Genomic DNA, 24,159 nt, shown 5'->3' with positions numbered 1-24,159 from the left:
GAGTTAAGCTCTGAGCATAAGCAAAAATTATGATTGAAAATGTTCTGAATGATAGCTTTGTAGGTTAAATCTAATTAACACAGGATTTATTGAACAAGCGGGGCGGGAAACTCGAAATCAACAACAGCGTAAAAAACCACAAAAGACAAAAAATAAAGAATAACCGGATAGATTTCACTACCCGGCTTAAATTGATTACCAGACTGAATCTATTTACTGCATACCGTTGTAAGCAGCTTCTCCATCCACTGATGCCCTTTATCGCGTCCGGCTGCTTCATGCCAGGATAAATAGCAAGTTGAAACGTTATCTTTCAGGGGTAACGGGAATATTTGCAACTGCAGAGAGTCTGCAAACTCTTCTACCAGCCAGCGCGGCGCGATAGCGACCAACTGAGTCTGCGAAACCACATTTAACACGCTAGTCATCGCCATTCCTTGATACGAAATGCAGGCTTGCTTCTCTGCGGTGAGATACCAGGGAGCACTAAAGGATGCAAAACGCTCAAGTGACACTACCGCATGCTTTTCGTTATAAATATCTTCTTCTGTAAGCGGTTTAATTAAGCGTGGATGTTTTTTACTGGCAACCAACACCATTTCATCTTCAAACAAAGGTACACAAGTAAATTCTGGACGACGGAATTCAGTATAGCTAATAACAAACTCCGTTTCCTGATAGCGTAATTGATGCTCAATATCTTTATTTAATGCCGACTTAAAGAGTAATTGAATACCTGGCGCAAAGCGCTTCATATTATTAAAGATGACGGATGTCAGCAAATTGTCTAACGGACTGCTGACGCAGATGTTAAATATTCGTTCGCTGCTGCCGGGTTCAAAACCTGCACCAGGGAGTTCGTTCTGGACTAATTGCAATGCCTGGCGTATCGAACCAAACAACTGGAAAGCGCGCGCTGTAGGTTGAATGCCACGGCCATAGCGTACAAACAGTTCATCATTGAACATAATTTTCAAACGAGCGACCGCATTACTCACCGCAGGCTGGGACATTCCCAACGATTGAGCTGCGCGGGTAATATTCTGCACCTGCATAACGGCATCAAATACAGTGAGCAAGTTTAAATCCACAGAACGTAGTTGAGGTTTAAACCCATCATGAACTGCCGGTTGTTGTACATAATTATCAGACATGACTGACTCCACTAAGTTGTCGATTCCGTTTTTGCAGATAAGCGCTGCAAGTGATCTTTATTATTATTCGTTATTCAAGCATGTTGAATAATGGAATAAAAACGTAATTTATATTGTTCAAATATAAATTTATGGAACTCATTTGCTCTGACGCACCGACACGCCACCAGCGTCTATCAGGCAAGCGAAAATATAAGGTGTTATATGATTTATTCGTAATCAGTTGATTCCAGAAGCATGCTAATCAAATCACAAAATGACTTCGCACACAATGATTGGCCTAGTGAATAATATATTAAGTATGGATAACATCATCATTTCAGAAACAAACGTTCTACCCATAATCAAACAATAAGAAAAGATGATAAATTCCTAAAATAGAACCAAAATGATGATTAACCCCCTCAAATCATAACCATGATGAATACAACGCTTATTAAATATATTATTTTTAATTGTTTCTGAGGATTTCAATTTTACCTGATCCAGTAAGAAGTCTTTTTTCATACTTCTTATATATATTATGAAACATGATTTCCTTAGCACAGATCGCTAAGACCCCCTCTAATCTTTCGCTTCCAAAATGTACGCATAAAGCAATCGAGTGTTGACACTGCAAAGCAGATCAAGTACCAATAAATGCATAACGAAATTCACTTGGGGCTTGAAACATGATTCGCAGCAACCGCCTACTAGGTCTACTACTAAACGCAACTTCATTGCGCGGTAGGCTGGTGGGCGAAATCAAGCGTTGATTCAAGCCATCAGACAGAAAAAACCCGCGCCACTGCGCGGGTTTTTTTATGCTCGTAGCAAGGGCCCCTAAGACGAGAAAGGACCACAACATGAGCCAACAAGTCATTATTTTCGATACTACTTTGCGTGATGGTGAGCAGGCATTACAGGCAAGTCTGAGTGTAAAAGAGAAGCTGCAGATTGCGATGGCGCTGGAACGTATGGGTGTTGACGTGATGGAAGTCGGCTTCCCGGTCTCTTCTCCAGGCGACTTCGAATCCGTGCAAACCATCGCTCGCAACATCAAAAATAGCCGTGTGTGTGGCCTCGCTCGTTGTGTTGATAAAGATATTGATGTTGCTGCAGAAGCGTTGAAAATTGCCGAAGCCTTCCGTATTCATGTGTTCCTGGCCACTTCGACCATGCACATCGAAACCAAATTACGCAGCACTTTCGATGATGTCCTGGCTCGCGCAGTCAATTCCGTCAAACGCGCCCGCAACTATACCGACGACGTAGAATTCTCGTGTGAGGATGCAGGCCGCACACCAATCGACAACCTGTGCCGTATCGTAGAAGCAGCCATTGGCGCAGGCGCGACAACTATCAATATTCCAGACACTGTGGGTTACACCACACCGGTACAGTTCGGCGGCATTATTCAGACGCTGTACAACCGCGTACCAAACATTGATAAAGCGATTATTTCGGTCCACTGCCACGACGATTTAGGCATGGCAACCGGCAACTCAATTGCAGCGATTCAGGCGGGTGCGCGCCAGGTTGAAGGCACGCTGAACGGTATCGGCGAACGTGCCGGTAACACTGCGCTGGAAGAAGTCATCATGGCCATTAAAGTCCGCGGCCAAATGTTGGACGTGCATACCAATATCAACCACCATGAAATCTACCGCACCAGCCAGATAGTCAGCCAGCTGTGCAACATGCCAATCCCTGCCAACAAAGCGATTGTCGGCTCGAACGCCTTCGCGCACTCCTCCGGTATTCACCAGGATGGCGTGCTGAAAAACCGCGAAAACTACGAAATCATGACACCGGAAACTATCGGTCTGAATCAGGTGCAGTTGAACCTGACCTCCCGCTCTGGTCGCGCAGCTGTAAAACACCGCATGGAAGAGATGGGCTATAAAGAAGACGATTACAACCTGGACTCTTTGTACGACGCCTTCCTGAAACTGGCCGATAAAAAAGGCCAGGTCTTTGATTACGACCTGGAAGCGCTGGCGTTCATCGGTAAACAACAAGAAGAACCTGAACATTTCCGCATGGAATACTTCAACGTGCAGTCTGGCTCAAGTGTGATTTCTACCGCTTCTGTCCAATTGCAGTGTGGCGAAGAAACACAATCTGAAGCAGCAACGGGCAACGGCCCGGTCGATGCGGTTTACCAGGCGATTAACCGCATCACCAATTACGATGTTGAATTAGTGAAATACCAGTTGTCTGCGAAAGGTCAGGGTAAAGATGCATTGGGTCAGGTAGATATCGTTGTGACCCATAAAGGCCGCCGTTTCCACGGTGTCGGTCTGGCGACCGATATTGTTGAATCTTCTGCGAAAGCGATGATAAACGTGCTGAATAACATCTGGCGTGCGGGCATCGTCGAAAAAGAATTGCAACGCAAAGCTCATAATAAAGAAAATAATCAGGAAACCGTGTGACATGTCAAAAACTCATCATATAGCAGTATTGCCGGGTGACGGCATTGGCCCAGAAGTTATGGCTCAGGCGCTGAAAGTGCTGGATGCAGTTCGTACGCGCTTCGATATGCGCATTACTACCAGTCAATATGACGTGGGTGGCATTGCAATCGACCGTCACGGCAATCCATTGCCGCCGGTTACTGTTGAAGGCTGCGAGCAGGCAGATGCGATTCTGTTCGGCTCCGTCGGTGGCCCGAAATGGGAGCATCTGCCTCCGGCTCAACAACCTGAGCGTGGGGCATTATTGCCGCTGCGTAAACACTTTAAACTGTTCAGTAATTTGCGCCCTGCTCGCCTGTATCAAGGGCTGGAAGAGTTTTGCCCGCTGCGTGCTGATATCGCCGCTAACGGTTTCGACATCCTGTGCGTACGTGAATTAACCGGCGGTATCTACTTCGGCCAGCCGAAAGGCCGCGAAGGTTCCGGCATGCATGAGAAAGCCTTTGATACCGAAGTGTATTACCGCTTTGAGATCGAGCGCATTGCACGCATCGGTTTTGAATCTGCCCGCAAACGTCGCAGCAAAGTCACCTCGATTGATAAAGCTAACGTGCTGCAATCGTCGGTAATGTGGCGTGAAATTGTTGGCGAAATCGCTAAAGAATACCCGGACGTTGAGCTGTCACACATGTACATCGACAACGCCACCATGCAGCTGATTAAAGACCCGTCCCAGTTTGACGTGTTGCTGTGCTCCAACCTGTTTGGCGACATTCTGTCTGACGAATGCGCGATGATCACCGGTTCCATGGGCATGTTGCCTTCCGCAAGTTTGAACGAGCAAGGTTTCGGCCTGTACGAACCTGCGGGCGGTTCCGCGCCTGATATCGCAGGTAAAAATATTGCTAACCCAATTGCGCAGATCCTGTCTTTGGCTTTGTTACTGCGCTACAGCCTGGATGCTGAAGAGGCCGCTCAGGCCATCGAAAACGCTATCAACCTCGCGCTGGAAGAAGGTTTCCGTACCGGCGATTTGGCTCGTGATGGCAATGCAATCAGCACCGACGAAATGGGCGATACCATTGCTCGCTTCGTGGCAGAGGGGAAATAATCATGGCGAAAACGTTATATCAGAAGTTGTACGATGCCCACGTCGTTTACGAAGCAGTGGATGAAACGCCGCTGCTGTACATCGACCGTCATCTGGTTCACGAAGTGACATCTCCACAAGCGTTTGATGGCCTGCGTGCGCACAAGCGCCCGGTGCGCCAGCCTGGCAAAACGTTTGCCACCATGGACCACAACGTTTCTACGCAGACTAAAGACATCAACGCCTCCGGCGAAATGGCTCGCATTCAGATGCAAGAGTTGATGAAGAACTGCAAAGAATTCGGCGTTGAACTGTATGACCTGAATCACCCATTCCAGGGTATTGTCCACGTAATGGGCCCTGAGCAAGGCATTACATTGCCTGGCATGACCATTGTTTGCGGCGACTCCCACACCGCGACCCACGGCGCATTTGGCGCGCTGGCGTTCGGGATCGGGACTTCTGAAGTTGAACACGTACTGGCAACGCAAACCCTGAAACAGGGCCGCGCGAAAACCATGAAGATTGAAGTGGCCGGCACCGCCGCACCAGGTATCACAGCCAAAGATATTGTGCTGGCGATTATCGGTAAAACCGGCAGCGCGGGCGGCACCGGGCATGTAGTGGAATTCTGCGGGAGCGCAATTCAGGCGCTGTCGATGGAAGGCCGCATGACGCTGTGCAACATGGCAATCGAAATGGGCGCTAAAGCGGGCATCGTTGCGCCAGACGAAACCACCTTTAACTACGTGAAAGGCCGTCTACACGCGCCGAAAGCCGCCGACTGGGACGAAGCCGTTGCCTACTGGAAGACCTTCAGCACTGACGAAGGCGCCAAATTCGATACGATTGTGACGCTGGACGCCGCAGAAATCGCCCCGCAAGTCACCTGGGGCACCAACCCAGGCCAGGTGATTTCCGTCACGGAAAACATTCCGAATCCAGAATCTTTCGCGGACCCAGTAGAGCGTGCTTCTGCTGAAAAAGCATTGGCCTACATGGGCCTGAAACCAGGTGTTCCATTAACTGAAGTCGCGATCGATAAAGTGTTTATCGGTTCATGCACCAACTCGCGCATTGAAGATTTACGTGCTGCGGCGGAAATTGCTAAAGGCCGTAAAGTGGCGCCAGGCGTGCAGGCGTTAGTGGTCCCAGGTTCCGGCCCGGTAAAAGCGCAGGCCGAAGCAGAAGGTCTGGATAAGATTTTTATTGAAGCGGGCTTTGAATGGCGTTTGCCGGGTTGCTCGATGTGCCTGGCGATGAACAACGACCGCCTGGAACCGGGCGAGCGTTGCGCTTCCACCAGCAACCGTAACTTCGAAGGTCGTCAGGGCCGTGGCGGTCGCACGCACCTGGTTAGCCCGGCAATGGCAGCTGCAGCCGCTGTTTCTGGTCATTTTGCTGACATCCGCACGTTGAAATAAGGGAAAACACCATGGCAGAGAAATTTGTACAACACACCGGCCTGGTCGTTCCGCTGGATGCCGCAAACGTTGATACTGACGCAATCATTCCTAAGCAGTTTTTGCAGAAGGTGACGCGCACGGGTTTTGGCGCTCATCTGTTTAACGACTGGCGTTTTCTGGATGATGCTGGCCAACAGCCAAACCCGGAATTCGTGCTGAACTTCCCGGAGTTTAAAGGCGCTTCAATTTTACTGGCGCGTGAAAACTTCGGCTGCGGTTCTTCACGTGAACACGCACCGTGGGCCTTAACTGATTACGGTTTCAAAGTGGTTATCGCGCCAAGTTTTGCGGATATCTTCTACGGCAACTCATTCAATAACCAGCTGCTGCCGGTAACATTGAGCGAAGCAGAAGTCGATGAGCTGTTTAAGCTGGTCGCGGCAAATCCGGGGATTAAATTCGTGGTCGACCTGGAAGCACAAACCGTGATTGCGGGTGAGAAAAGCTATTCGTTTAACATCGATACTTTCCGTCGCCACTGCATGTTAGAAGGGCTGGATAGCATCGGTCTGACGCTGCAACACGAAAGTTCTATTTCTGCTTACGAGCAGAAACAACCGGCGTTTATGCGTTAATAAACTGCAAATCTTATACCCAAGATAATTCTAGCTGCATCGCGGCGGCAAGTGTTCGAGGCCCAGGGAGCTTACATGAGTAAGTGACCTGGGCGAGAACATGCAGCCAACAAAGAGGCAGCTTGAAGTATGAAGAGTATTACTTCAGCGTTTCGACCAGCCCTTTGCGCTGCCCTTCTAGCGTCACCACTTTGCTACAAACATCACGGCCAAACTGCTCGAAATCTTTTTCCTGGTTCTTCCACTCGTTTTGAATCGAAGTCTGTAAACCACCGAGGCTACCCAGCACGCCTTGCAGCGGATTGCCGCCACCTTTCAAAACGGCTTTCGCACCCATCTCATTGATGCTGTCTTGCAAGATGCCGCCCATCGCCTGATTCACCAACTGTTGCCCTTCGGATCGCACTTGATCAATGGCTTTATAATGGAAGGTCAAACCATCCGGGCGAGTCTCGATAATTCGGTTCATCTGTTGCTTAAGTTGCGCGTCTAGTTTCGTCAGGCGACCGCGCATATTGCTGCTTTCACCCACTTCTTTAGCGATGATCTTATCCAGCGCAACACGCCCTTTCTCAACCCGAGCCAACGCGCCGTTGTTGATCCAAGGAAGATCGGTGCGCAACGCTTTCTGGTAATCCAGTGCCAACTGGCGCTGCGTTGCGTTTAATGTGTGTGGCTTGCCGTTAAATTGCAGGCTGCCATCCGGGGCAATAACCAGATTGCCATTTTCACCCACAACCTGAACGGACTGCGGATTAATAACCACGTCATCGCGAGGCGTGACGCTGCATTTATAGTCGGCCTGCGCCTGCATCGCGGTTAGCAGCAGAACGCCCATCAAAGCCTTACGAATCATAGTTACTCCTGAAAAAAAGGGCCGGTTTTCACCAGCCCATTTGTACTATTTCAATCAATCCCACCAGACATCAAACAGATCGCTGGTGCGAACGTCTTCAGCCTTGTGCTCTTCAAGCCATTTGCGCACCAGAGCTTGATGCTCCTCGGTGCATTTGCCGATTTCCTGTAGGCAAATTAAGCCTTCCCAGGAAAGGTGGCCGCCGCCATCAAAAGCCAGACCATTTTTATCGATAACTTCATCAATGAATTCATCAACGATTTTATCAATTTGTTCTTCGGAGGTGCCTTCCGGGAAACGCCATGCAACAGAGAACCCCACTTCCTGGAATTCGTCGATGTGCATTTTTTTACGCAAACGACGGCTACGATTAATTGCCATTACTTTACCCTCTCGAACATTAAGTCCCATACGCCGTGACCAAGACGATGGCCACGTTGTTCAAATTTGGTCACCGGACGCGAATCCGGTCGCGGTACGTAGTCGTTACTCTCAGACTGGTTTTGATAACCATCAATAGAGGACATCACTTCGAGCATGTGTTCTGCATAAGGTTCCCAGTCGGTTGCCATATGGAACACACCGCCCAGTTTCAGTTTACTTTTCACGAACTCGGCAAACGGCACCTGAACGATACGGCGCTTATTATGACGCGCTTTGTGCCACGGATCAGGGAAAAAGAGCTGAACCATGGATAAAGAATTGTCAGGAACCATTTTTTGCAGCACTTCCACTGCGTCGTGACACATCACGCGCAGGTTCTCAACGCCCTCTTCATGAGCGGTTGCAAGGCATGCGCCCACGCCCGGCGAGTGCACTTCAATGCCTAAAAAGTTCTGCTGTGGATTAGCCTTTGCCATTGCCACCAGCGACGTACCCATGCCAAAACCGATTTCCAGGGTAACTGGCGCTTCGCGGCCAAACAGCTCGGTAAAATCGACAGGCGCGTCTTGATATTCAACGCCCATCACCGGCCAATAGTTTTCCAGTGCGAACTCCTGGCCCTTAGTCAGGCGGCCCTGGCGGCGCACAAAACTACGAATCCGGCGCATTGCGCGGCCTTCTTCATTAAATTCCGGTGAGATGACGTCATTTTTCATGGTGTTCAGGCTTTAGTTAGTGTTCGGGAAACGGGCATTATCCAAAGTTAATGGTGAGAAGCAAGCACCAGAAAGTTCCGGTTTACAGCACAGAGTCGTCTGTGCTGGAATCAGCTCCCTAATTCACACATTTATCGGATGGCCTGGCAACAATGACACAAGCGCCGCAATTCTCCCACCAGGTTCTCGACTGGTATCAAAAATACGGCCGCAAAACACTGCCATGGCAACTCGAAAAAACGCCTTACAAAGTATGGCTGTCTGAGGTGATGTTGCAACAAACGCAGGTTGCCACCGTCATTCCTTACTTTGAACGCTTTATGTCGCGCTTCCCGACCGTCACCGATCTTGCCAACGCGCCACTCGATGAAGTTCTCCATCTTTGGACGGGTCTGGGTTATTACGCCCGCGCGCGTAATCTGCATAAAGCTGCGCAAATGGTCGCTAATCAGCACAATGGCGTGTTCCCCGAAACTTTTGAAGAAGTCGCCGCCCTACCGGGTGTGGGGCGTTCGACCGCGGGCGCTATTCTTTCTTTGTCGCTTGGTAAGCATTTCCCGATTCTGGATGGCAACGTCAAACGCGTGCTGGCCCGTTGTTATGCCGTGTCCGGTTGGCCGGGTAAAAAAGATGTCGAGAAAAAACTCTGGGACATCAGCGAGCAAGTCACCCCAGCCAATGGTGTGAGCCAGTTTAACCAGGCGATGATGGATCTTGGCGCAATGGTTTGCACCCGCTCGAAGCCAAAATGTGAGCTTTGTCCGGTGAATAATCTCTGTGTAGCCTACGCCAATAATAGTTGGGCGAGCTATCCTGGTAAGAAGCCGAAGGTGACAATTCCCGAGCGCACCGGCTATTTCCTGATGATGCAGCATCAGCAAAGTATTTTGCTATCTCAGCGTCCGGCTGTTGGCCTGTGGGGTGGTTTGTACTGCTTCCCGCAATTCACAACCGAAGAAGAACTTCGCGACTGGCTGGCGCAACGTCAGATTCCCGCCGATAATCTCACGCAATTAAACGCCTTCCGCCATACATTCAGCCACTTCCATCTGGATATCGTGCCAATGTGGTTGCCAGTGCTTTCGTTTAGCGGGTGCATGGATGAAGGAACCGCTCTCTGGTATAACTTAGCGCAGCCACCGTCCGTAGGACTGGCCGCCCCTGTAGAGCGTTTATTACAGCAATTACACGCCGAGCCGGTGGTACTTAAACCCGCCCGAGCCGTTGAAGAGGAATAACCATGAGCAGAACTATTTTTTGTACTTACCTGCAACGTGACGCAGAAGGCCAGGATTTCCAGTTGTATCCAGGTGAACTTGGCAAACGTATTTATAACGAAATCTCAAAAGAAGCTTGGGCTTTATGGCAGACAAAACAAACCATGCTGATTAACGAACGCAAAATGAGCATGATGAACCCGGAACATCGCAAAGAACTGGAAGCAGAAATGGTCAACTTCCTGTTTGAAGGCAAAGAAGTTCACATCGAAGGCTACACGCCACCAGAAAAATAAAATACAGGGGCCGCTGGCCCTTATGAACATCAAGCCCAACGCATACACGGAACGATGAAAAAATTTCTCGCGCTAGCTCTGGTTGTCCCGTTGCTCATCTCATGTTCGAGCAAAAAAGAAGATTCCTATAACGAGGCGTTTGTTAAGGACACGAATGGTTTTGATATTTTGATGGGGCAGTTTGCCCATAACATCGAAAATATCTGGGGCATAAAGGAAGTGTTGATTGCGGGTCCAAAAGACTACGTAAAATATACCGACCAATATCTGACCCGTAGCCACATCAACTTTGACGACGGTACGATTACCATCGAAACCATTGCTGGCACCGATCCCGCCGCCCATTTGCGCCAGGCGATCGTATCCACTTTGCTGATGGGTGACGATCCGGGTTCCATCGATCTTTATTCCGATGTTAACGACGTGCAGATCTCCAAAGAGCCGTTCCTGTATGGCCAGGTTGTGGATAACACCGGGCAGCCGATTCGCTGGGAAGGTCGTGCGTCTAAATTTGCTGATTACCTGCTGCAAACGCGCCTGAAAAGCCGCAGCACCGGGCTGAAGATCATCTACAGCGTGACGATCAACCTGGTGCCAAACCACCTGGATAAACGTGCGCACAAATATCTCGGCATGGTGCGCAAAGCGTCGAAGAAATACGGCGTAGATGAATCGCTGATTCTGGCAATTATGCAAACGGAATCGAGCTTTAACCCCTATGCCGTCAGCCATGCCGATGCCCTCGGCCTGATGCAGGTTGTGCAGCACAGCGCGGGCGTTGATGTCTTCAAATCTCAGGGGAAATGGGGCAAACCAAGCCGCAGCTTCTTGTTTGATCCAGAAAGCAATATTGATACCGGTACGGCTTATCTGGCGATTCTTCAGAACAGTTATCTGAGCGGAATTGATAACCCAACCTCGCGCCGTTACGCGATGATTACAGCGTATAACGGCGGCGCGGGCAGCGTGTTGCGCGTGTTCAACAGTGATAAAAATCGCGCGTACAGCATTATCAACAGCATGACGCCGGGCGACGTGTATCAGACGCTGACCACACGCCACCCGTCTGCGGAATCACGCCATTATCTGTACAAAGTGAATACCGCGCAGAAGAGTTACCGCCGCCGGTAATTCATCCGTTTGTTGTATCTCTTGCCGTCGGTTTAGCGGCAGGAGATACAACACTCCCCCGCTTTTCCCGCCTTAAACCGCAAAAAATGTAACCAGCGTCACTATTCTCGAATGTAACCAAAAGATGTTTTCATTTATTTGCTGAATGTACCAAAAATCTCACCACAGCACTGCTAATGTTACGATCACAACATATATCTCCTTATATGTTAAAAAAATCACATCCGCTGTTAACCTCTGTGAGGATATTTACATGAACCTTAAGCTGCAGCTTAAAGTACTTTCGTTTCTGCAGTTCTGCTTGTGGGGAAGTTGGCTGACGACGCTCGGCTCATACATGTTTGTCACCCTCAAGTTTGATGGTGCAGCCATCGGCGCTGTATACAGTTCATTGGGTATTGCTGCGGTATTTATGCCGACGCTACTCGGTATTATTGCGGACAAATGGATTAGTGCGCGCTGGCTCTATGCGGGTTGTCATGTGGTAGGTGCCATTACGTTGTATTTTGCAGCTCAGGTGACTTCACCGAGTGCGATGTTTATCGTGATTCTGCTCAACTCACTGGCTTACATGCCAACGTTAGGGCTGGTGAACACGATTTCTTACTATCGCTTGCAATCGGCGGGAATGGATATCGTCAGTGACTTCCCGCCTATTCGTATCTGGGGAACCATTGGCTTTATCTTCGCGATGTGGGGCGTGAGCTTCTCAGGCTTTGAACTCAGCCACATGCAGCTTTATATCGGCGCAATATTGTCAGTTGTCCTCGCCCTGTTCACTCTGACACTGCCGCATATTCCGGTTGCTAATGCACAGAAAAACCAAAGCTGGAGCTCAATGTTAGGGCTGGATGCCTTCGCGTTGTTCAAAAACAAGCGCATGGCTATCTTCTTCATCTTCTCAATGCTGTTGGGTGCCGAACTGCAAATTACCAATATGTTCGGTAATACCTTCCTGCACAGCTTTGACCAGAACCCGCTGTTTGCCAGTAGCTTTATTGTCGAACACGCGTCTGTGCTGATGTCTATTTCGCAGATTTCTGAGACCGTATTTATCCTGACGATTCCATTCTTCCTGATTCGCTACGGTATCAAGAATGTGATGCTTATCAGTATCGTCGCGTGGATGTTGCGCTTCGGCCTATTTGCCTTTGGCGACCCAACGCCGATGGGCACCATGCTGCTGGTGCTGTTGATGATCGTCTACGGTTGCGCCTTCGACTTCTTCAACATTTCCGGTTCCGTGTTTGTTGAAAAAGAAGTCAGACCAGAAATCCGTGCCAGCGCACAGGGCATGTTCCTGATGATGACAAACGGCTTTGGTTGCATTCTGGGCGGGATTGTCAGCGGTAAAGTAGTTGAGCATTACACACTGCAAGGTATCACTGACTGGCAAACCGTATGGCTGATTTTCGCCGGTTACTCGCTGGTGCTGGCCTTCGCCTTCGTCGCACTGTTCAAATATAAACATGTTAGAACGCCAGCGGCCATCCAGCCAGCAGTCTGATTGATAATGTCTCCCGCTTCTGAATGAAACGGGAGACATTGTTATTACGCCTTAATTACATAGCCGTACAAGCGCTTAATTCCGTCGGCATCCGTTTCGCTATACACGCCCTGCAATTCCGGTGAGAAGCCTGGCAGCATATTCACACCCTCTTCAAGAGCCAGGAAGTAACGCAGCGCAGCACTGCCCCACACTTCGCCAGGGACTACGCACAACACGCCCGGTGGATACGGCAACGCACCCTCAGCCGCGATACGCCCTTCCGACTGGCTCAGACGCACCAGCTCTACATTGCCACGAATAAACTCGCTATTAGCATCCTGCGGATTCATCGCGACTGCAGGCAGGCTGGCTTTGCGGAACATCTCTTTTTGCAGATCCTTCACTTCAAAGCTGACATAAAGATCGTGCATTTCCTGGCAAAGTTGGCGCAGCGTGTAGCCTTTATAGCGCTGTGAATATTTCTGATAGATAGTCGGCAGCACATTCACCAGCGGCGTATCGTCTTCAATATGCTGTTCAAATTGCGCCAGCATCGCCACCAGATGCGCCATCTTTTCAGTGCTTTCGGCAGGCGTCAGTAAGAATAAAATCGAATTCAGATCCGATTTCTCAGGAACAATTCCATTCTCACGCAGGTAATTTGCGAGGATCGCCGCAGGCACGCCAAACTCAGTGTAATGACCGGTTTGTGGATCAATACCCGGCGTCGTCAGCAGCAGTTTGCAAGGATCGACAAAATACTCATCTTGCGCATACCCTTCAAAACCATGCCATTTTTCACCCGGTTCAAAGCTGAAGAAACGACGCTCCTGCGCGATGGTTGCAGTCGGATGTTCCTGCCACGGCTTGCCCGCCACCACGGGTGGAATAAACGGTTTGATCATCTTGCAGCTGGCGATAATGGCTTTGCGTGCTTCGATGCCCTGCACCACACATTCCGCCCACAGGCGGCGGCCACTCTCCCCTTCATGGATCTTCGCATTCACATCAAGTGCAGCAAATAACGGATAGAACGGGCTGGTTGAGGCATGCAACATAAAGGCATTGTTCAGCCGCTTATGCGGGCAAAAACGATCCTGGCCGCGCAGATGGTTATCTTTCTTATGGATCTGCGAAGTCTGCGAGAAGCCCGCCTGCTGTTTATGCACCGATTGCGTAACAAAGATCCCCGGATCGTTCTCGTTAAGATCCAGCAAAAGCGGTGAACAGTCCGCCATCATCGGGATGAATTGTTCGTAACCGACCCAGGCGGAATCAAACAGAATGTAATCGCAAAGATGACCGATGTTATCCACCACCTGACGCGCGTTATAAACCGTGCCGTCGTAAGTCCCGAGCTGGATTACCGCCAGGCGGAACGGACGTTTTTCCTGCGCACGCTCTGAAGCCACCTCCGCGATAAGCTCACGCAAATATTTCTCATCGAAGCAATGCGCATCAATACCACCGATAAAACCAAACGGATTGCGAGCCGCCTCGAGATAAACCGGTGTTGCCCCCGCCTGGATCAGCGCCCCATGGTGGTTTGATTTATGGTTATTACGGTCAAACAGCACCAGATCGCCACGCGTTAATAGCGCATTGGTGACAACTTTATTCGCCGCCGACGTGCCGTTCAGCACGAAATAGGTTTTATCCGCGTTAAACACTTTGGCCGCGAACTTCTGCGCATGCTTTGCCGAGCCTTCATGAATCAGCAAGTCACCGAGTTTGACGTCCGCATTGCACATATCGGCACGGAACAAATTCTCGCCGAAGAATTCAAAGAACTGGCGGCCAGCCGGATGTTTTTTGAAAAACTCACCGTGTTGATGGCCAGGACAGGCAAAAGTGCTGTTTTCCATCGCGACATATTTCGTCAGCGTATCGAAGAAAGGCGGGAGCAAACTTTCTTCATAATCAACGGCCGCGGTTTCCAGCTCCAGATAATCCTGCGCATCACCTTTTATCAGCCCGGTAATGCCTTCTTGCTCGCCTGAGAGATTATCAGCCGCTAAAAAAACAGGAATCGAAAAGCCCGTGCGTTTGAGTAACGCCAGAATACCGCTGCGGCTATCCGCCGCAGAAAGTACGACAGCGGCAATATCGGTGAAATCAGTGCTATCAAGCGTGACGATTTCGCGATGTGTAGACAAAGTAGCAACCACATCGTGGCTGGCGGCAATTTTCAAAGATTTCATATGCACAAATCCCAGAGTTCAAGGATGAGTGAGTGCCATGTGGCACGGCAAAGGGAGTTTTCCCCGGCGAATGTGTCTTGATGGTCTGAAGGAGGATACCCACTCCGACCGCCAGACATCAGTAAAACCAGGCATCACCTGATTTTACTGTTGTCCTGCAGTGAGCGTGCGTTGCCCTCACCGCATGGTGAGCGAGGGTCTTCGGGATACGACAGAAAGGTGAACGAGCGCCATCGAGAGATGCCGGTGAACATTGACTTTAAACATCAATAAGCGCCCCGTTGCAGATGTGTAAAATTTCGCGCAATCATGGCACCTTCTTCCCCGTGGTTCAAGGCGATGCTGCCACACAGAGCACATTATTCGTGCAAACGCACGACTTATTAACACAAAAGCGTTGACGTCAAACGGCCTTTACGGTTTAATGCGCCCCGTTGCCCGGATAGCTCAGTCGGTAGAGCAGGGGATTGAAAATCCCCGTGTCCTTGGTTCGATTCCGAGTCCGGGCACCACTATTTAAAGAAACCAGCCTAATGGCTGGTTTTTTGCTTTCTGCGATCCGGACTCTCCATCGAACTACGTTCGATTACTCGTCGCCTCCCTTCGCCGTATTCATCACCTTCCCAAATCCCAGACCTTCCAACCCGCCATTAGGTATTCGCGCGCGTTACTCTCTTGTGGGCTATATATTTGGAGATGTGATTTCAGGAAAAACCCCCATGATGCGACTCACCATGATTCTGCTTGGCGTTGATTTTCTGCGTTCTCACTGGCGCGGATTGCGACGTTTCGGCTGGATTACTCTGATTGCTGGCATCGTTATCTTCATTGACGCGCTAGATGGTTCACTGTTCTTCCCAATCGAACCTTTCGCCTGTCTGCTGTTGTTCGAAGGTGCTGCAACGCTGATGGTTGCTCATAGCGGTATGGGCGGACAACGTATTTTGCGCTACGTAAAAGGCAGTGTCTTTAGTGCTGCGGCATTACTGATTCTGGCGGGTCAGCATGACGGTGATTTTGTGCTGGCGATGATCTTCGGCATGCTGTTTTTATTCGATGGCGCTCTCCAAATTGCTTCTGCCGTCGTGGTGCGTTACCGGCGTTGGCGCCCGGCGTTATGGGGTGGGATCATCGAAATTGCGCTGGCAATATTCTTCTTCCAGCCCTGGCCTTCGCACTATTCAGGAACGGTTCCCTATTGTCTCGGCCTCGGCCTGGCGTTTGCCGGCTGGAATATGTTTATCCTCGCCAACCGCGTTAAACGCGCCGCTGCAAATCCAGGACTCAAAGGCGCGGTCTATATGGAAGAGGCTGATGTTCCTGACGTCGTGGAATGGGATGGCCCACCAGCCGATGACGAAAAAGCGCTGACCGTGCATGTATGGACGCCCGCAGGATCGGCCCCCAGTGAAACCATTCCCCGCCCGGTGATTAGCCGCTATATCGCCGCCGTCGACCGCAACGGTGTTATCTCCACCGGGCACGCCGCTTTAGAATCGCCCGGCGGTATTTACATCAGCCTCTACCCTGCGGAATTGATTGACCAGTCACCCGACGAATTTGCCCGCCTGTTGCGTGCCACACCGGAAAACAATGTTCCGGGACGATTCCAGCCTGATTATGCAACCGAATCGGCAAAGTGGTGCCCCTCAACCAGAAAAGTGCGCATCCGCAATTACAGCGAAGAGCGCCTGAAAGCATTTTGGGAAAGTTATCGCCAGAATGAGTCCTACAATCTGACCTATCGGAATTGCTCAAGCAGCGTAGCACGGGCGCTGGAAGCCGCTCTTGAAGGCTCAGTCGGCAGGCTTTGGCATAAACGTGGGTTCTGGATGGCAATGGGGAAACTGATGTCGACGCCTGAGCTTTGGGTGGCACTGCAAATACGCAAACGCGCGCAAACCATGGCCTGGACACCCGGTTTAGTTCTCGATTACGCTCGCGCACTCAGCATGCTTGCCGATCCGCGCCCTACCGGCTGGTTCAATACCACCAGCCGGGCACTGAAGAAAATGCTCCAGCGCCGTGTGGCCTGGGAAAAAGGTAAAAGCGGAGAAGAAACGGCTGAAGATTAACTTAAATATCCGCGACGAGTTTTTTTGCAGCCTTGCGGTGGCGAGAAATAAGTTCAGGCACATCCAGCCCAACAATATTGCCATCGGTGACACGCCATTTTCCGCCAATCATCACATGTTCCGCCCTTTCCGCACCGCATAACAACAGTGCTGAAATGGGATCATGACTGCCGCTAAAACGCAGTTCATCTTGCGCAAACAGCGCCAAATCCGCTTGCTTACCAACGGCAATTTCGCCGATATCACTGCGCCCAATCAGTTTCGCCGAGCCTTGCGTTGCCCAGCCGAGCACACGCTGAGGCGTTATGGCTTGCGCCCCGTATCGCAAACGTTGCAGATACAAGGCTTGCCGCGCTTCATACATGATATTTGATGCATCGTTCGACGCCGAGCCATCAACCCCCAGACCAATTGCTACACCCGCGTTCTGCAAATCCACCGTCGGGCACATCCCAGATGCGAGGCGCATATTGGAAACCGGGCAATGGCAAACGCCCACTCCCGCACGCCCCAGGCGCTGAATTTCACTCTCATCAAAATGGATACCGTGCGCAAGCCAGGTTCTGTCATTAAGCCAGCCGACGCTTTCCAGATAATCTACGGTTCGTAGGCCAAAGCGTTGCAGGCAGAAATTTTCTTCATCAAGCGTTTCAGCCAGATGGGTATGCAAACGCACGTCTTCACGCTGCGCGAGCTGCGCACTGTCACGCATAATTTCGCTCGTCACCGAAAACGGTGAGCAAGGGGCGAGTGCAATTTGCAGCCACGCCCCTTCTCCGCGCTGATGGTAGCGTTTAATCAGCCGCTCACTGTCGCGTAAAATCGTCTCGCCTTGCTGCACGGTATGGCGCGGCGGCAACCCACCGTCATCCTCGCCCAGGCTCATTGAACCCCGCGTTAACACAGCACGCATTCCCAGTTCACCCACCACATCTACCTGCACATCAATCGCCTCTTCCATACCCTGTGGGAAAAGATAGTGATGGTCAGTGGTGGTCGTGCAGCCAGAAAGCAGTAACTCCGCCATCGCGACTTTGCTGGCAAGCGCCAGAGCTTCAGCATCAAGGCGTGCCCAGACAGGATAAAGTTGCTTTAGCCACGGGAACAACGGCACGTTAACGACCGGAGCCCAGGCTCGGGTGAGCGTCTGGTAGAAGTGGTGGTGAGTATTAATCAGTCCGGGTAAAAGAACTCGTTCGCTGGCATCAAACACCGCATCACAGGAAAGGGTAGGTTCGCATCCTGCGGGGACTAATTCACGAATGACCACCCCTTCAACCACCACACCGCCAGCGGCGTCGTGCGAATTTGCGGTAAAAACTGCGCGGGGATTTTTGATCCATAAACGTTGTGCAGACATCACTGGCTCCTGAAAATGAAGATAAAGGGAAGCCAGCTCAGTTATGACCTGTCTGCTGATCCAGGCATTGCGCGGGGCAATTTTGTGATTCTAACCAGGAAAATGGTGCGCCATCATCGCGTTTTCTTATGGCGTATTTCGAATAAAAAAAAGGCTTTGCAGAACGTGTCAGCAAAGCCTGTTATTTTTTAAAGATTACTTCGAACCCGTTTTTCCAGCAGGATTTTCCGCCGTTTTAAGAATGATTTCCGGCACTTTGCCAAAATCCACTTTTGCAGTTTTTAGCTTTTGAGTCAGATCGGCAGTCACATCCAGCTCAGGTGCGACTGAAACCGCAGCCTGCATCGGCATAATGACAGCAATTTTCTTCTCACTACGATAGGTGTCACTGGCCGTTTTGAGTGCTTTCATCACCACAATACGCGCAGCGTTTTGTTGTACTTCCCACTGCTGCGCAATGACGTTCTTATCCGCCTGGCGAGCGGCTTCAACTTTTTCTGCAGGAAAATTGGCATAGCTATTCTCTGCCAGTTGCATGCCTTTATGAAGATTTTCGTTAACGGCTTTAAGATGTGCTTGTTCCTGTTGTACCAGGCCTGATTCAACTAATACTTTTTCCACATTAATAAACTTCATTTCTGCATCTCCTGCTGGTTTTGCATCACAACCCACGAGCAAAGCGCCCGCAACCAGTGCGATCATGACAGTCCCTGCCACATGGCGAATTAAATTTCGTTTCATTTGATATTTAACCTGCTGAAATATAAAAGTGGGCTAACCTATAATCACGAGCGATATAATGTCCTTATTACATTCATAAGAAATATATACACATGCAAGCTGACAAACATACTATAAAAAATAGTCAGCGAAGAACAGACACAAAGTCTTAATTATGTTTATCCCATAACTTCTAATCGACGAGCCGTCTCATAATGTGTAACCCAATAACGGTTCGCCAGGGAAGACATTGTTACGCCTTGGCTGCTTGAGGCGTGAATGAATTGATTATCACCCACATAAACGCCCACATGACGCATACCTGGAGAAGTTTTAAAAAAGACTAAATCACCCGGTTTTAATTGTTCTTTATTGACTTTCTCACCATTTTTTATTTGCTGTGTCGTGGTGCGGGGTAATGATTTATGGAAAGAGTCATTAAAAATATGTTGCATCAATGCCGAGCAATCCACGCCTTTATGCGTCGTTCCACCCAGGTGATAGCGCGTTCCTTTCCAGTTTGAAAATTGCTCTAATATGGCTGTTTTTATTTCTGTGGAACTATTAGAGGATGCAGAGGTGGCATAATCTGTTTTTTCAAATAACACTTCTTTTTTAGGTGTGTGGTGTTTTGTTGCAATCACCCTTGTTCCTAATGATGCAAATTCCTTTGGCATATTAAAAGCAAAGGAATTTGCACTAACAATTAAAGGAGCAATAAATAATGACAGAGTAATAAATTTTTTAAAAAGAGGCATAGGAAATATCTTTCATCTACAAACACAGGCGAACAGGCCATTACCGATTATTCAATAATGGGATAAGCAATTCCTTTTGGGTGAGCAAATAATAGCCGATGAACACAATTTAAACAGCGCGAATTTTGTCCAATTCTAGACTTGTATTTTTGATTTAAAAAACAGTCTGATACCCCGCTTCGCTTAACTGAAAATAGCACTCATACGTTCGCGAGACAGACCTCCGGACGCTGATAATGCGGCCACACTAACGCCACCAGCGTGGGATAAGCGTCATGGCTGAACTCATCGAAACACTGGCGCAAATTCAGCACTTCGATATCCGCAAAAGGAACTTTTTCGCCCTCCGCACAGCGTTTACGAAGGTTGTCGTAATAGCGATAGATGGCCGAGTTCAGATCACTACAACGCCTTTGCGCACTGAAAAGCACAGGGTTCGCGCTCAGTTCATCAACACTCATGCGTTTTATCGTGGCATGGGCAAAATCAACATATTCGTGACTCACCCGCCAATAATATTCCGGTGTAATTTTCAACATTAACTTTGCAAAGTAATCTTCGCGTTCATCAGTTTCAGATAAATTTAATTTAGGGGAAGATGGTGTGACAGTTTTTACTTTTGGCTGTATTGCCGAACGCATCAGAACCAATACCGCACACAGTGGGAGTAAGAATAAAATAATAGTGAAAATGACGTTCGACATTCGACGCTCCTGTTTTTTTTATAGTAATTTTGAGGCAAAATATTGTCAACGTAACGCTTTGTTATTGTGATAAACACCCCGTTGATATAAAAGGAAAATGTAATGCTGCCCAACAACCTGGTGCCCGCGATACTTCCGATACCGCCCAGGGAGGAGGATGCACTCATGGAAGGAGAAATCACTTTATCCACTGATATTAATGATGATTTTTCCCTTCTTGAGAAGACAATTCTCAATGCAAATGATTATGCGGGACAGGCGAAGAACTCATTGCTTGAAGAAAACAATCGCCATTTAAAAGACCAATTATTTTGTGCAGTAAAGATTGAAGCAATCACAACCGTGCTCAATGAATTAATTGAACAGGAAAAAGTGTGTCCGGCCGATCTCCAGATGCTGATAGAAGATAAAGAATTGCAGATAAGTCAGCATTCGCAGCAGATCTGGATCAATCAGTTAACCCAGGAAAAAACCTGGCCGCTGTTTTATTCACTGGAAAATTAAAATAAATGTCACAGACATCAGACCCAATTATCTCCCAGCCAGCATTACCAGATGAAAGTGAAGCGAAGAAATTTACCTTAAGTGAAAATATTACCGCGCTGGTGCAGATTAAAAATGACAATATCGCTCGTCTTGCGCAGGGGAAAATTAATATCACCTCCGCATTGGTTGAGCAAAAATGGCATAACCGCCATCAAATTTATCCTTTTCGTGTGAAAGAAGAGATTTACGGTGCCGTACTCAGTGAAATTATCGCGAACCACCCGGGGTTAAAAACCCAGATTCTTGGGCGTCTCGAAGCGGTTTATCAGCAGTTGAGAAATGAAGAAGCACAAACACTTTCACGCACGCGTGCGCTGCTGGAAAACAACTACAAAACACCGCACTTGTGAAATTAAGGCGCATGCTCAACTTAGCGCAAAGCGTCCGAACACGGCTCGCCTTCGGTAATAATTTCAGTCACATCAGCCCGCTCGCCGATCCGCACCTCACTGACACGATCAAATTTGCTCTTATCGATCAACAACAGTGACTGCGCCGAACGCTTGAGCAGCGCGGTTTTGTAATCCGCATTCCAGCTCCGCGTGTCCCATAACGTTCCATTGCTATCCACGCCTTCGCAGGAAAAAAGGAACAGATCGATATCCAGTGATTTGAGCTGCGCCGCGAGTGGCGCATTGATATAGCAAGCATATTTACGCTGGAGCAATCCGCCGGTGCTGATCAGTTGAATGTGCTCACGCTTAGCCAGAGCCTGGCAAACCCGCTCGCTGTTGGTAAAAACAGTCAGTGGAATATCAGGCAGCAAACGTGCCAGATACCAACAAGTGGAACTGGCGTCCAGCGCAATCACCATTTCGGGGGCAATCCAGGCCAGCGCGCGATGAGCAATATCGGCTTTGCTATTGAGATGGCTTTTCAGACGCGCGGCAAAAGGATCACCACCTTCATCGGCTCCACGATTAATACGTTTCGCCCGCCCATGCTGACGAACAATTTTCCCCTGCTTTTGCAGTAAACGCAGATCGCGCCGCACGGTTTCCTGGCTCACCTCTAACAAGTGGGCCAGTTGTTGCGTGGTGAGATTGTCATAGTGTTCGACAAGCTGAACCAGTTCCTGATGGCGTTCGGTTTTCATGGTGGCGTCTCCCGGCAATGCCCGGATATTAGGGGGTGACGCCCTTCTTTAACAAGATGTTGCCGTACTTCGCCCGCTCGCCTGTGATGACGATCGCAAAGGCGTGTTGGGCGCGTTCATAAAATGCATAACGATCTATGCGCTCAATCGCAGGCCCGTGAGATTCATTGAAAAGGGCCTGGCGATAACGTTGCTCAACCCGACTATCCAGTTCATCACCACTGACCGGAGCCATCATCACCAGCGGCGACGCATAGCTATCGAGTTCAAAAAGTGGGATCACCGCCGCCAGCAAATCGCTTACCAGCACACCATCTGCGCGTATTACCTGTGGGCCAATGCTGTGCGCGGGAAAATGTGCATCGGCGAAGATAATTTCATCTCCATGCCCCATCTCAGCAAGCACTTTTAAAAGCGTTGGGGAAATTACCGGTGAGATATTTTTTAGCATGTCACACTCCATTTTCAGCAATATTGCGATAAACCTCGCATTGTTCGCCCGGATAAAAATAACGATATTGGTAATCAATCTGCGCTCGCGCCTGTTCAGGTGAACTAAATGCGCCACAACCGGACCAGGCAAACATCGCCGCGCCCAGTACCGTGGTTTCAGCATCGTCCAACACTTTAATCGGCAAGCCGAGAACGTCCGCTTTTATCTGGTTCCACAGCGTATTGCGGCTGCCACCCCCTACCAGCAATAACTCTTGCGCCTTAAAGCCGCCAATAGATTCCAGAACCTGCAAATTATTGCGTAACTGCCAGCTCAGACTTTCCAGAGCGGCACGATAAAAATGCCCACGCGTTGTTGAAAGTGTTGCGCCCTGCCAGCCCGCATGTGACGGGCGGGCCATTAGCCCGCTATCCATCCGCAGACCTTCACAACCTGGTTCAACCTTTTGCGCAGCCGCGATCATCTGCTGATAAACCAGCCCAGGCTCAACATCGTGCCAGTGAAGATGACGAACCCATTCCAGCACGCCGGAAGCCAGCCACTGTAGGCCTGGATTATATAAACCCGGCAGGCTGTCCAACTCGCATGTTGAACCGACATAACCCGGCAACAGCGTGGTATTAACCATCGGGCTGCGCGCCATTAAGATTTCCCAGGTCCCAGAGGAAAGCACCGGCTCAGAGAGTCCGGCCCCTGAACCGAACAGCGCAAACTGCGTGTCGTGACCCGCAGAAATCACCGGAATGCCAGGGGATACCCCAAAGTGTGATGCTATTTCCGGAAGCAAGATGCCGATGACTTCTCCAGGAATCACCTGGCGTGGGAATAGCCGCTCAGGTAAGCCCACCGCCTGCAAAATAGCTTCGCTGAATCGAGCGTTATGGATATCTAGCAATTGGCTGGTGCCCGCCATCGTGCGGTCAGTGGTCAACTCACCCGTCAGACGTTGGTTAATTAAAGATGAAATAAACATCCATGCGTCGGCGCGCTCGATAAGTGCCGGATGATGCTGTTTTAGCCACAACAATTTGTAGAGGGTGTTAAAGCTGAATTGGCCAACACCCGACAGCGTTTGTAAATCCTGCGGCGATATCATGCTGTTAATTGCCGCCATATGTTCCACGGTGCGCGGGCATTTCCAGCTAATAATCGGGTACAGCAATTCACCGCGTTGATCGGTTAACGCGCCATCCACACCAAAAGTGGTGACGGTTATGCCGCGGATTTCCCAGCCGCTTAGTTGCTCCATTACCTCTCGGGAACACTGCTGCAAACGCTGGAGAATATCGTCGAGCGACCAGTCATGCCAGTGCGGGTTCTCGGCCGAAATCCGGCTTTCATTGGCAACCGACGCTTTGGCAACGATTTGCCCCTCGCGGCCAACGGCCATGGCCCGCACATTCGTTGCCCCACAATCTAATACCAACACGGCTTCTTTCTTCATCACGCCTCCTGCTCTTTCAATGCCGCCA

The 24,159-nt window shown here is 49.7% G+C and carries 23 protein-coding genes and 1 tRNA gene; 12 read left to right on the top strand and 12 right to left on the bottom strand.

Translation table 11 applies throughout. The annotated features are described in order from the left end of the window. Positions 1-209 precede the first annotated feature (209 nt). The gene (gene leuO, locus GBAG_RS02840; protein WP_034493343.1) at positions 210-1,154 is read right to left on the bottom strand and encodes a transcriptional regulator LeuO; all 945 of its coding nucleotides are present in this window, start codon (positions 1,152-1,154) and stop codon (positions 210-212) included. Between the two features lie 845 nt (positions 1,155-1,999). Between leuO and leuA the strand changes: the two genes are divergently transcribed. From leuA to leuD, 4 genes are read left to right on the top strand one after another with little or no spacing between them, the layout of a single operon-like run. Next, positions 2,000-3,571 carry a 2-isopropylmalate synthase gene (gene leuA, locus GBAG_RS02835; protein ID WP_034460961.1) on the top strand — a complete coding sequence of 524 codons (1,572 nt, stop codon included), beginning with the start codon at positions 2,000-2,002 and terminating at the stop codon, positions 3,569-3,571. Position 3,572: 1 nt separating this feature from the next. Beyond that, the gene (gene leuB / locus GBAG_RS02830) at positions 3,573-4,664 is read left to right on the top strand and encodes a 3-isopropylmalate dehydrogenase (protein ID WP_034493341.1); all 1,092 of its coding nucleotides are present in this window, start codon (positions 3,573-3,575) and stop codon (positions 4,662-4,664) included. A 2-nt stretch (positions 4,665-4,666) separates the two neighbouring features. Further along, entirely contained in the window at positions 4,667-6,067 is a 1,401-nt protein-coding gene (gene leuC, locus GBAG_RS02825; RefSeq protein ID WP_034493339.1) for a 3-isopropylmalate dehydratase large subunit, read from the top strand. A gap of 11 nt (positions 6,068-6,078) precedes the next feature. Then, positions 6,079-6,684 carry a 3-isopropylmalate dehydratase small subunit gene (gene leuD, locus GBAG_RS02820; protein WP_034493337.1) on the top strand — a complete coding sequence of 202 codons (606 nt, stop codon included), beginning with the start codon at positions 6,079-6,081 and terminating at the stop codon, positions 6,682-6,684. Positions 6,685-6,823: 139 nt separating this feature from the next. On the opposite strand, the gene GBAG_RS02815 is transcribed toward leuD, so the two are convergent. Genes GBAG_RS02815 through trmB form a run of 3 tightly spaced genes read right to left on the bottom strand, consistent with a single transcriptional unit; the run spans position 6,824 to position 8,640 of the window. After that, on the bottom strand, positions 6,824-7,540 hold the full coding sequence (locus tag GBAG_RS02815; RefSeq protein ID WP_034493335.1) for a YggN family protein: 717 nt from the start codon (positions 7,538-7,540) through the stop codon (positions 6,824-6,826). Between the two features lie 54 nt (positions 7,541-7,594). Then, positions 7,595-7,921: a YggL family protein gene (locus tag GBAG_RS02810; protein ID WP_034493333.1), complete on the bottom strand. Its 327-nt coding sequence runs from the start codon at positions 7,919-7,921 to the stop codon at positions 7,595-7,597. Next, positions 7,921-8,640, bottom strand: a complete 720-nt coding sequence (gene trmB, locus GBAG_RS02805; protein ID WP_034493331.1) for a tRNA (guanosine(46)-N7)-methyltransferase TrmB — start codon at positions 8,638-8,640, stop codon at positions 7,921-7,923. The genes GBAG_RS02810 and trmB overlap by 1 nt, the downstream gene beginning before the upstream one ends. Before the next feature lie 152 nt (positions 8,641-8,792). Here trmB and mutY point away from each other — a divergent pair, with 152 nt between their 5' ends. The 4 genes from mutY (at position 8,793) to GBAG_RS02785 (ending at position 12,791) form a co-directional block, all read left to right on the top strand. Beyond that, positions 8,793-9,878, top strand: a complete 1,086-nt coding sequence (gene mutY, locus GBAG_RS02800) for an A/G-specific adenine glycosylase (RefSeq protein ID WP_034493329.1) — start codon at positions 8,793-8,795, stop codon at positions 9,876-9,878. Positions 9,879-9,880: 2 nt separating this feature from the next. Next, the gene (locus GBAG_RS02795; RefSeq protein ID WP_034493327.1) at positions 9,881-10,153 is read left to right on the top strand and encodes an oxidative damage protection protein; all 273 of its coding nucleotides are present in this window, start codon (positions 9,881-9,883) and stop codon (positions 10,151-10,153) included. A gap of 54 nt (positions 10,154-10,207) precedes the next feature. Next, positions 10,208-11,284, top strand: coding sequence for a membrane-bound lytic murein transglycosylase MltC (gene mltC, locus GBAG_RS02790; RefSeq protein WP_034493325.1), 1,077 nt, complete (start codon positions 10,208-10,210; stop codon positions 11,282-11,284). Between the two features lie 253 nt (positions 11,285-11,537). Further along, a complete protein-coding gene (locus GBAG_RS02785) occupies positions 11,538-12,791 on the top strand; it encodes a nucleoside permease (protein WP_034493323.1) in 1,254 nt (417 codons plus the stop codon). Between the two features lie 44 nt (positions 12,792-12,835). On the opposite strand, the gene GBAG_RS02780 is transcribed toward GBAG_RS02785, so the two are convergent. Beyond that, positions 12,836-14,974 carry an ornithine decarboxylase gene (locus tag GBAG_RS02780; RefSeq protein WP_034493321.1) on the bottom strand — a complete coding sequence of 713 codons (2,139 nt, stop codon included), beginning with the start codon at positions 14,972-14,974 and terminating at the stop codon, positions 12,836-12,838. Between the two features lie 436 nt (positions 14,975-15,410). Here GBAG_RS02780 and GBAG_RS02775 point away from each other — a divergent pair. Continuing rightward, positions 15,411-15,486 (top strand) — tRNA-Phe (locus GBAG_RS02775). Between the two features lie 207 nt (positions 15,487-15,693). Further along, positions 15,694-17,049 (top strand): HdeD family acid-resistance protein, encoded by a 1,356-nt coding sequence (locus GBAG_RS02770; RefSeq protein ID WP_034493320.1) that lies wholly within the window; start codon positions 15,694-15,696, stop codon positions 17,047-17,049. 1 nt (position 17,050) lies between these two features. On the opposite strand, the gene GBAG_RS02765 is transcribed toward GBAG_RS02770, so the two are convergent. The 4 genes from GBAG_RS02765 to GBAG_RS02750 all read right to left on the bottom strand — a co-directional run bounded on the left by GBAG_RS02765 (position 17,051) and on the right by GBAG_RS02750 (position 20,591). Beyond that, entirely contained in the window at positions 17,051-18,409 is a 1,359-nt protein-coding gene (locus GBAG_RS02765) for an 8-oxoguanine deaminase (RefSeq protein ID WP_034493319.1), read from the bottom strand. A 195-nt stretch (positions 18,410-18,604) separates the two neighbouring features. After that, positions 18,605-19,150, bottom strand: a complete 546-nt coding sequence (locus GBAG_RS02760) for an OmpH family outer membrane protein (protein WP_156104848.1) — start codon at positions 19,148-19,150, stop codon at positions 18,605-18,607. A 158-nt stretch (positions 19,151-19,308) separates the two neighbouring features. Further along, a complete protein-coding gene (locus tag GBAG_RS02755) occupies positions 19,309-19,887 on the bottom strand; it encodes an NlpC/P60 family protein (protein ID WP_034493315.1) in 579 nt (192 codons plus the stop codon). Between the two features lie 200 nt (positions 19,888-20,087). Continuing rightward, positions 20,088-20,591 carry an ESA_00282 family adhesion-associated protein gene (locus GBAG_RS02750; protein WP_034493313.1) on the bottom strand — a complete coding sequence of 168 codons (504 nt, stop codon included), beginning with the start codon at positions 20,589-20,591 and terminating at the stop codon, positions 20,088-20,090. A gap of 102 nt (positions 20,592-20,693) precedes the next feature. Between GBAG_RS02750 and GBAG_RS02745 the strand changes: the two genes are divergently transcribed. Together GBAG_RS02745 and GBAG_RS02740 are read left to right on the top strand one after the other, a co-directional pair. Further along, complete coding sequence (locus GBAG_RS02745) at positions 20,694-21,095, top strand: hypothetical protein (protein ID WP_034493312.1); 402 nt, start codon at positions 20,694-20,696, stop codon at positions 21,093-21,095. A 5-nt stretch (positions 21,096-21,100) separates the two neighbouring features. After that, positions 21,101-21,487, top strand: a complete 387-nt coding sequence (locus tag GBAG_RS02740) for a hypothetical protein (RefSeq protein WP_051873622.1) — start codon at positions 21,101-21,103, stop codon at positions 21,485-21,487. 20 nt (positions 21,488-21,507) lie between these two features. Here the strand turns inward: GBAG_RS02740 and fucR are convergent, their stop codons facing one another. The 3 genes from fucR to fucK are packed head-to-tail and all read right to left on the bottom strand — an operon-like array spanning position 21,508 to position 24,131. Next, the gene (gene fucR / locus GBAG_RS02735; protein ID WP_034493310.1) at positions 21,508-22,233 is read right to left on the bottom strand and encodes an L-fucose operon activator; all 726 of its coding nucleotides are present in this window, start codon (positions 22,231-22,233) and stop codon (positions 21,508-21,510) included. A gap of 28 nt (positions 22,234-22,261) precedes the next feature. After that, positions 22,262-22,684 carry an L-fucose mutarotase gene (fucU, locus tag GBAG_RS02730; protein ID WP_034493309.1) on the bottom strand — a complete coding sequence of 141 codons (423 nt, stop codon included), beginning with the start codon at positions 22,682-22,684 and terminating at the stop codon, positions 22,262-22,264. A gap of 1 nt (position 22,685) precedes the next feature. Next, entirely contained in the window at positions 22,686-24,131 is a 1,446-nt protein-coding gene (gene fucK, locus GBAG_RS02725) for an L-fuculokinase (RefSeq protein WP_034493308.1), read from the bottom strand. Positions 24,132-24,159: the final 28 nt, after the last annotated feature.

The sequence above is a fragment of the Buttiauxella agrestis ATCC 33320 genome (assembly GCF_000735355.1).
Taxonomy (GTDB): Bacteria; Pseudomonadota; Gammaproteobacteria; order Enterobacterales; family Enterobacteriaceae; genus Buttiauxella; species Buttiauxella agrestis.
Note: the sequence above shows the minus strand (reverse complement) of the source record. Positions and strands in the feature narration are given on the sequence as shown.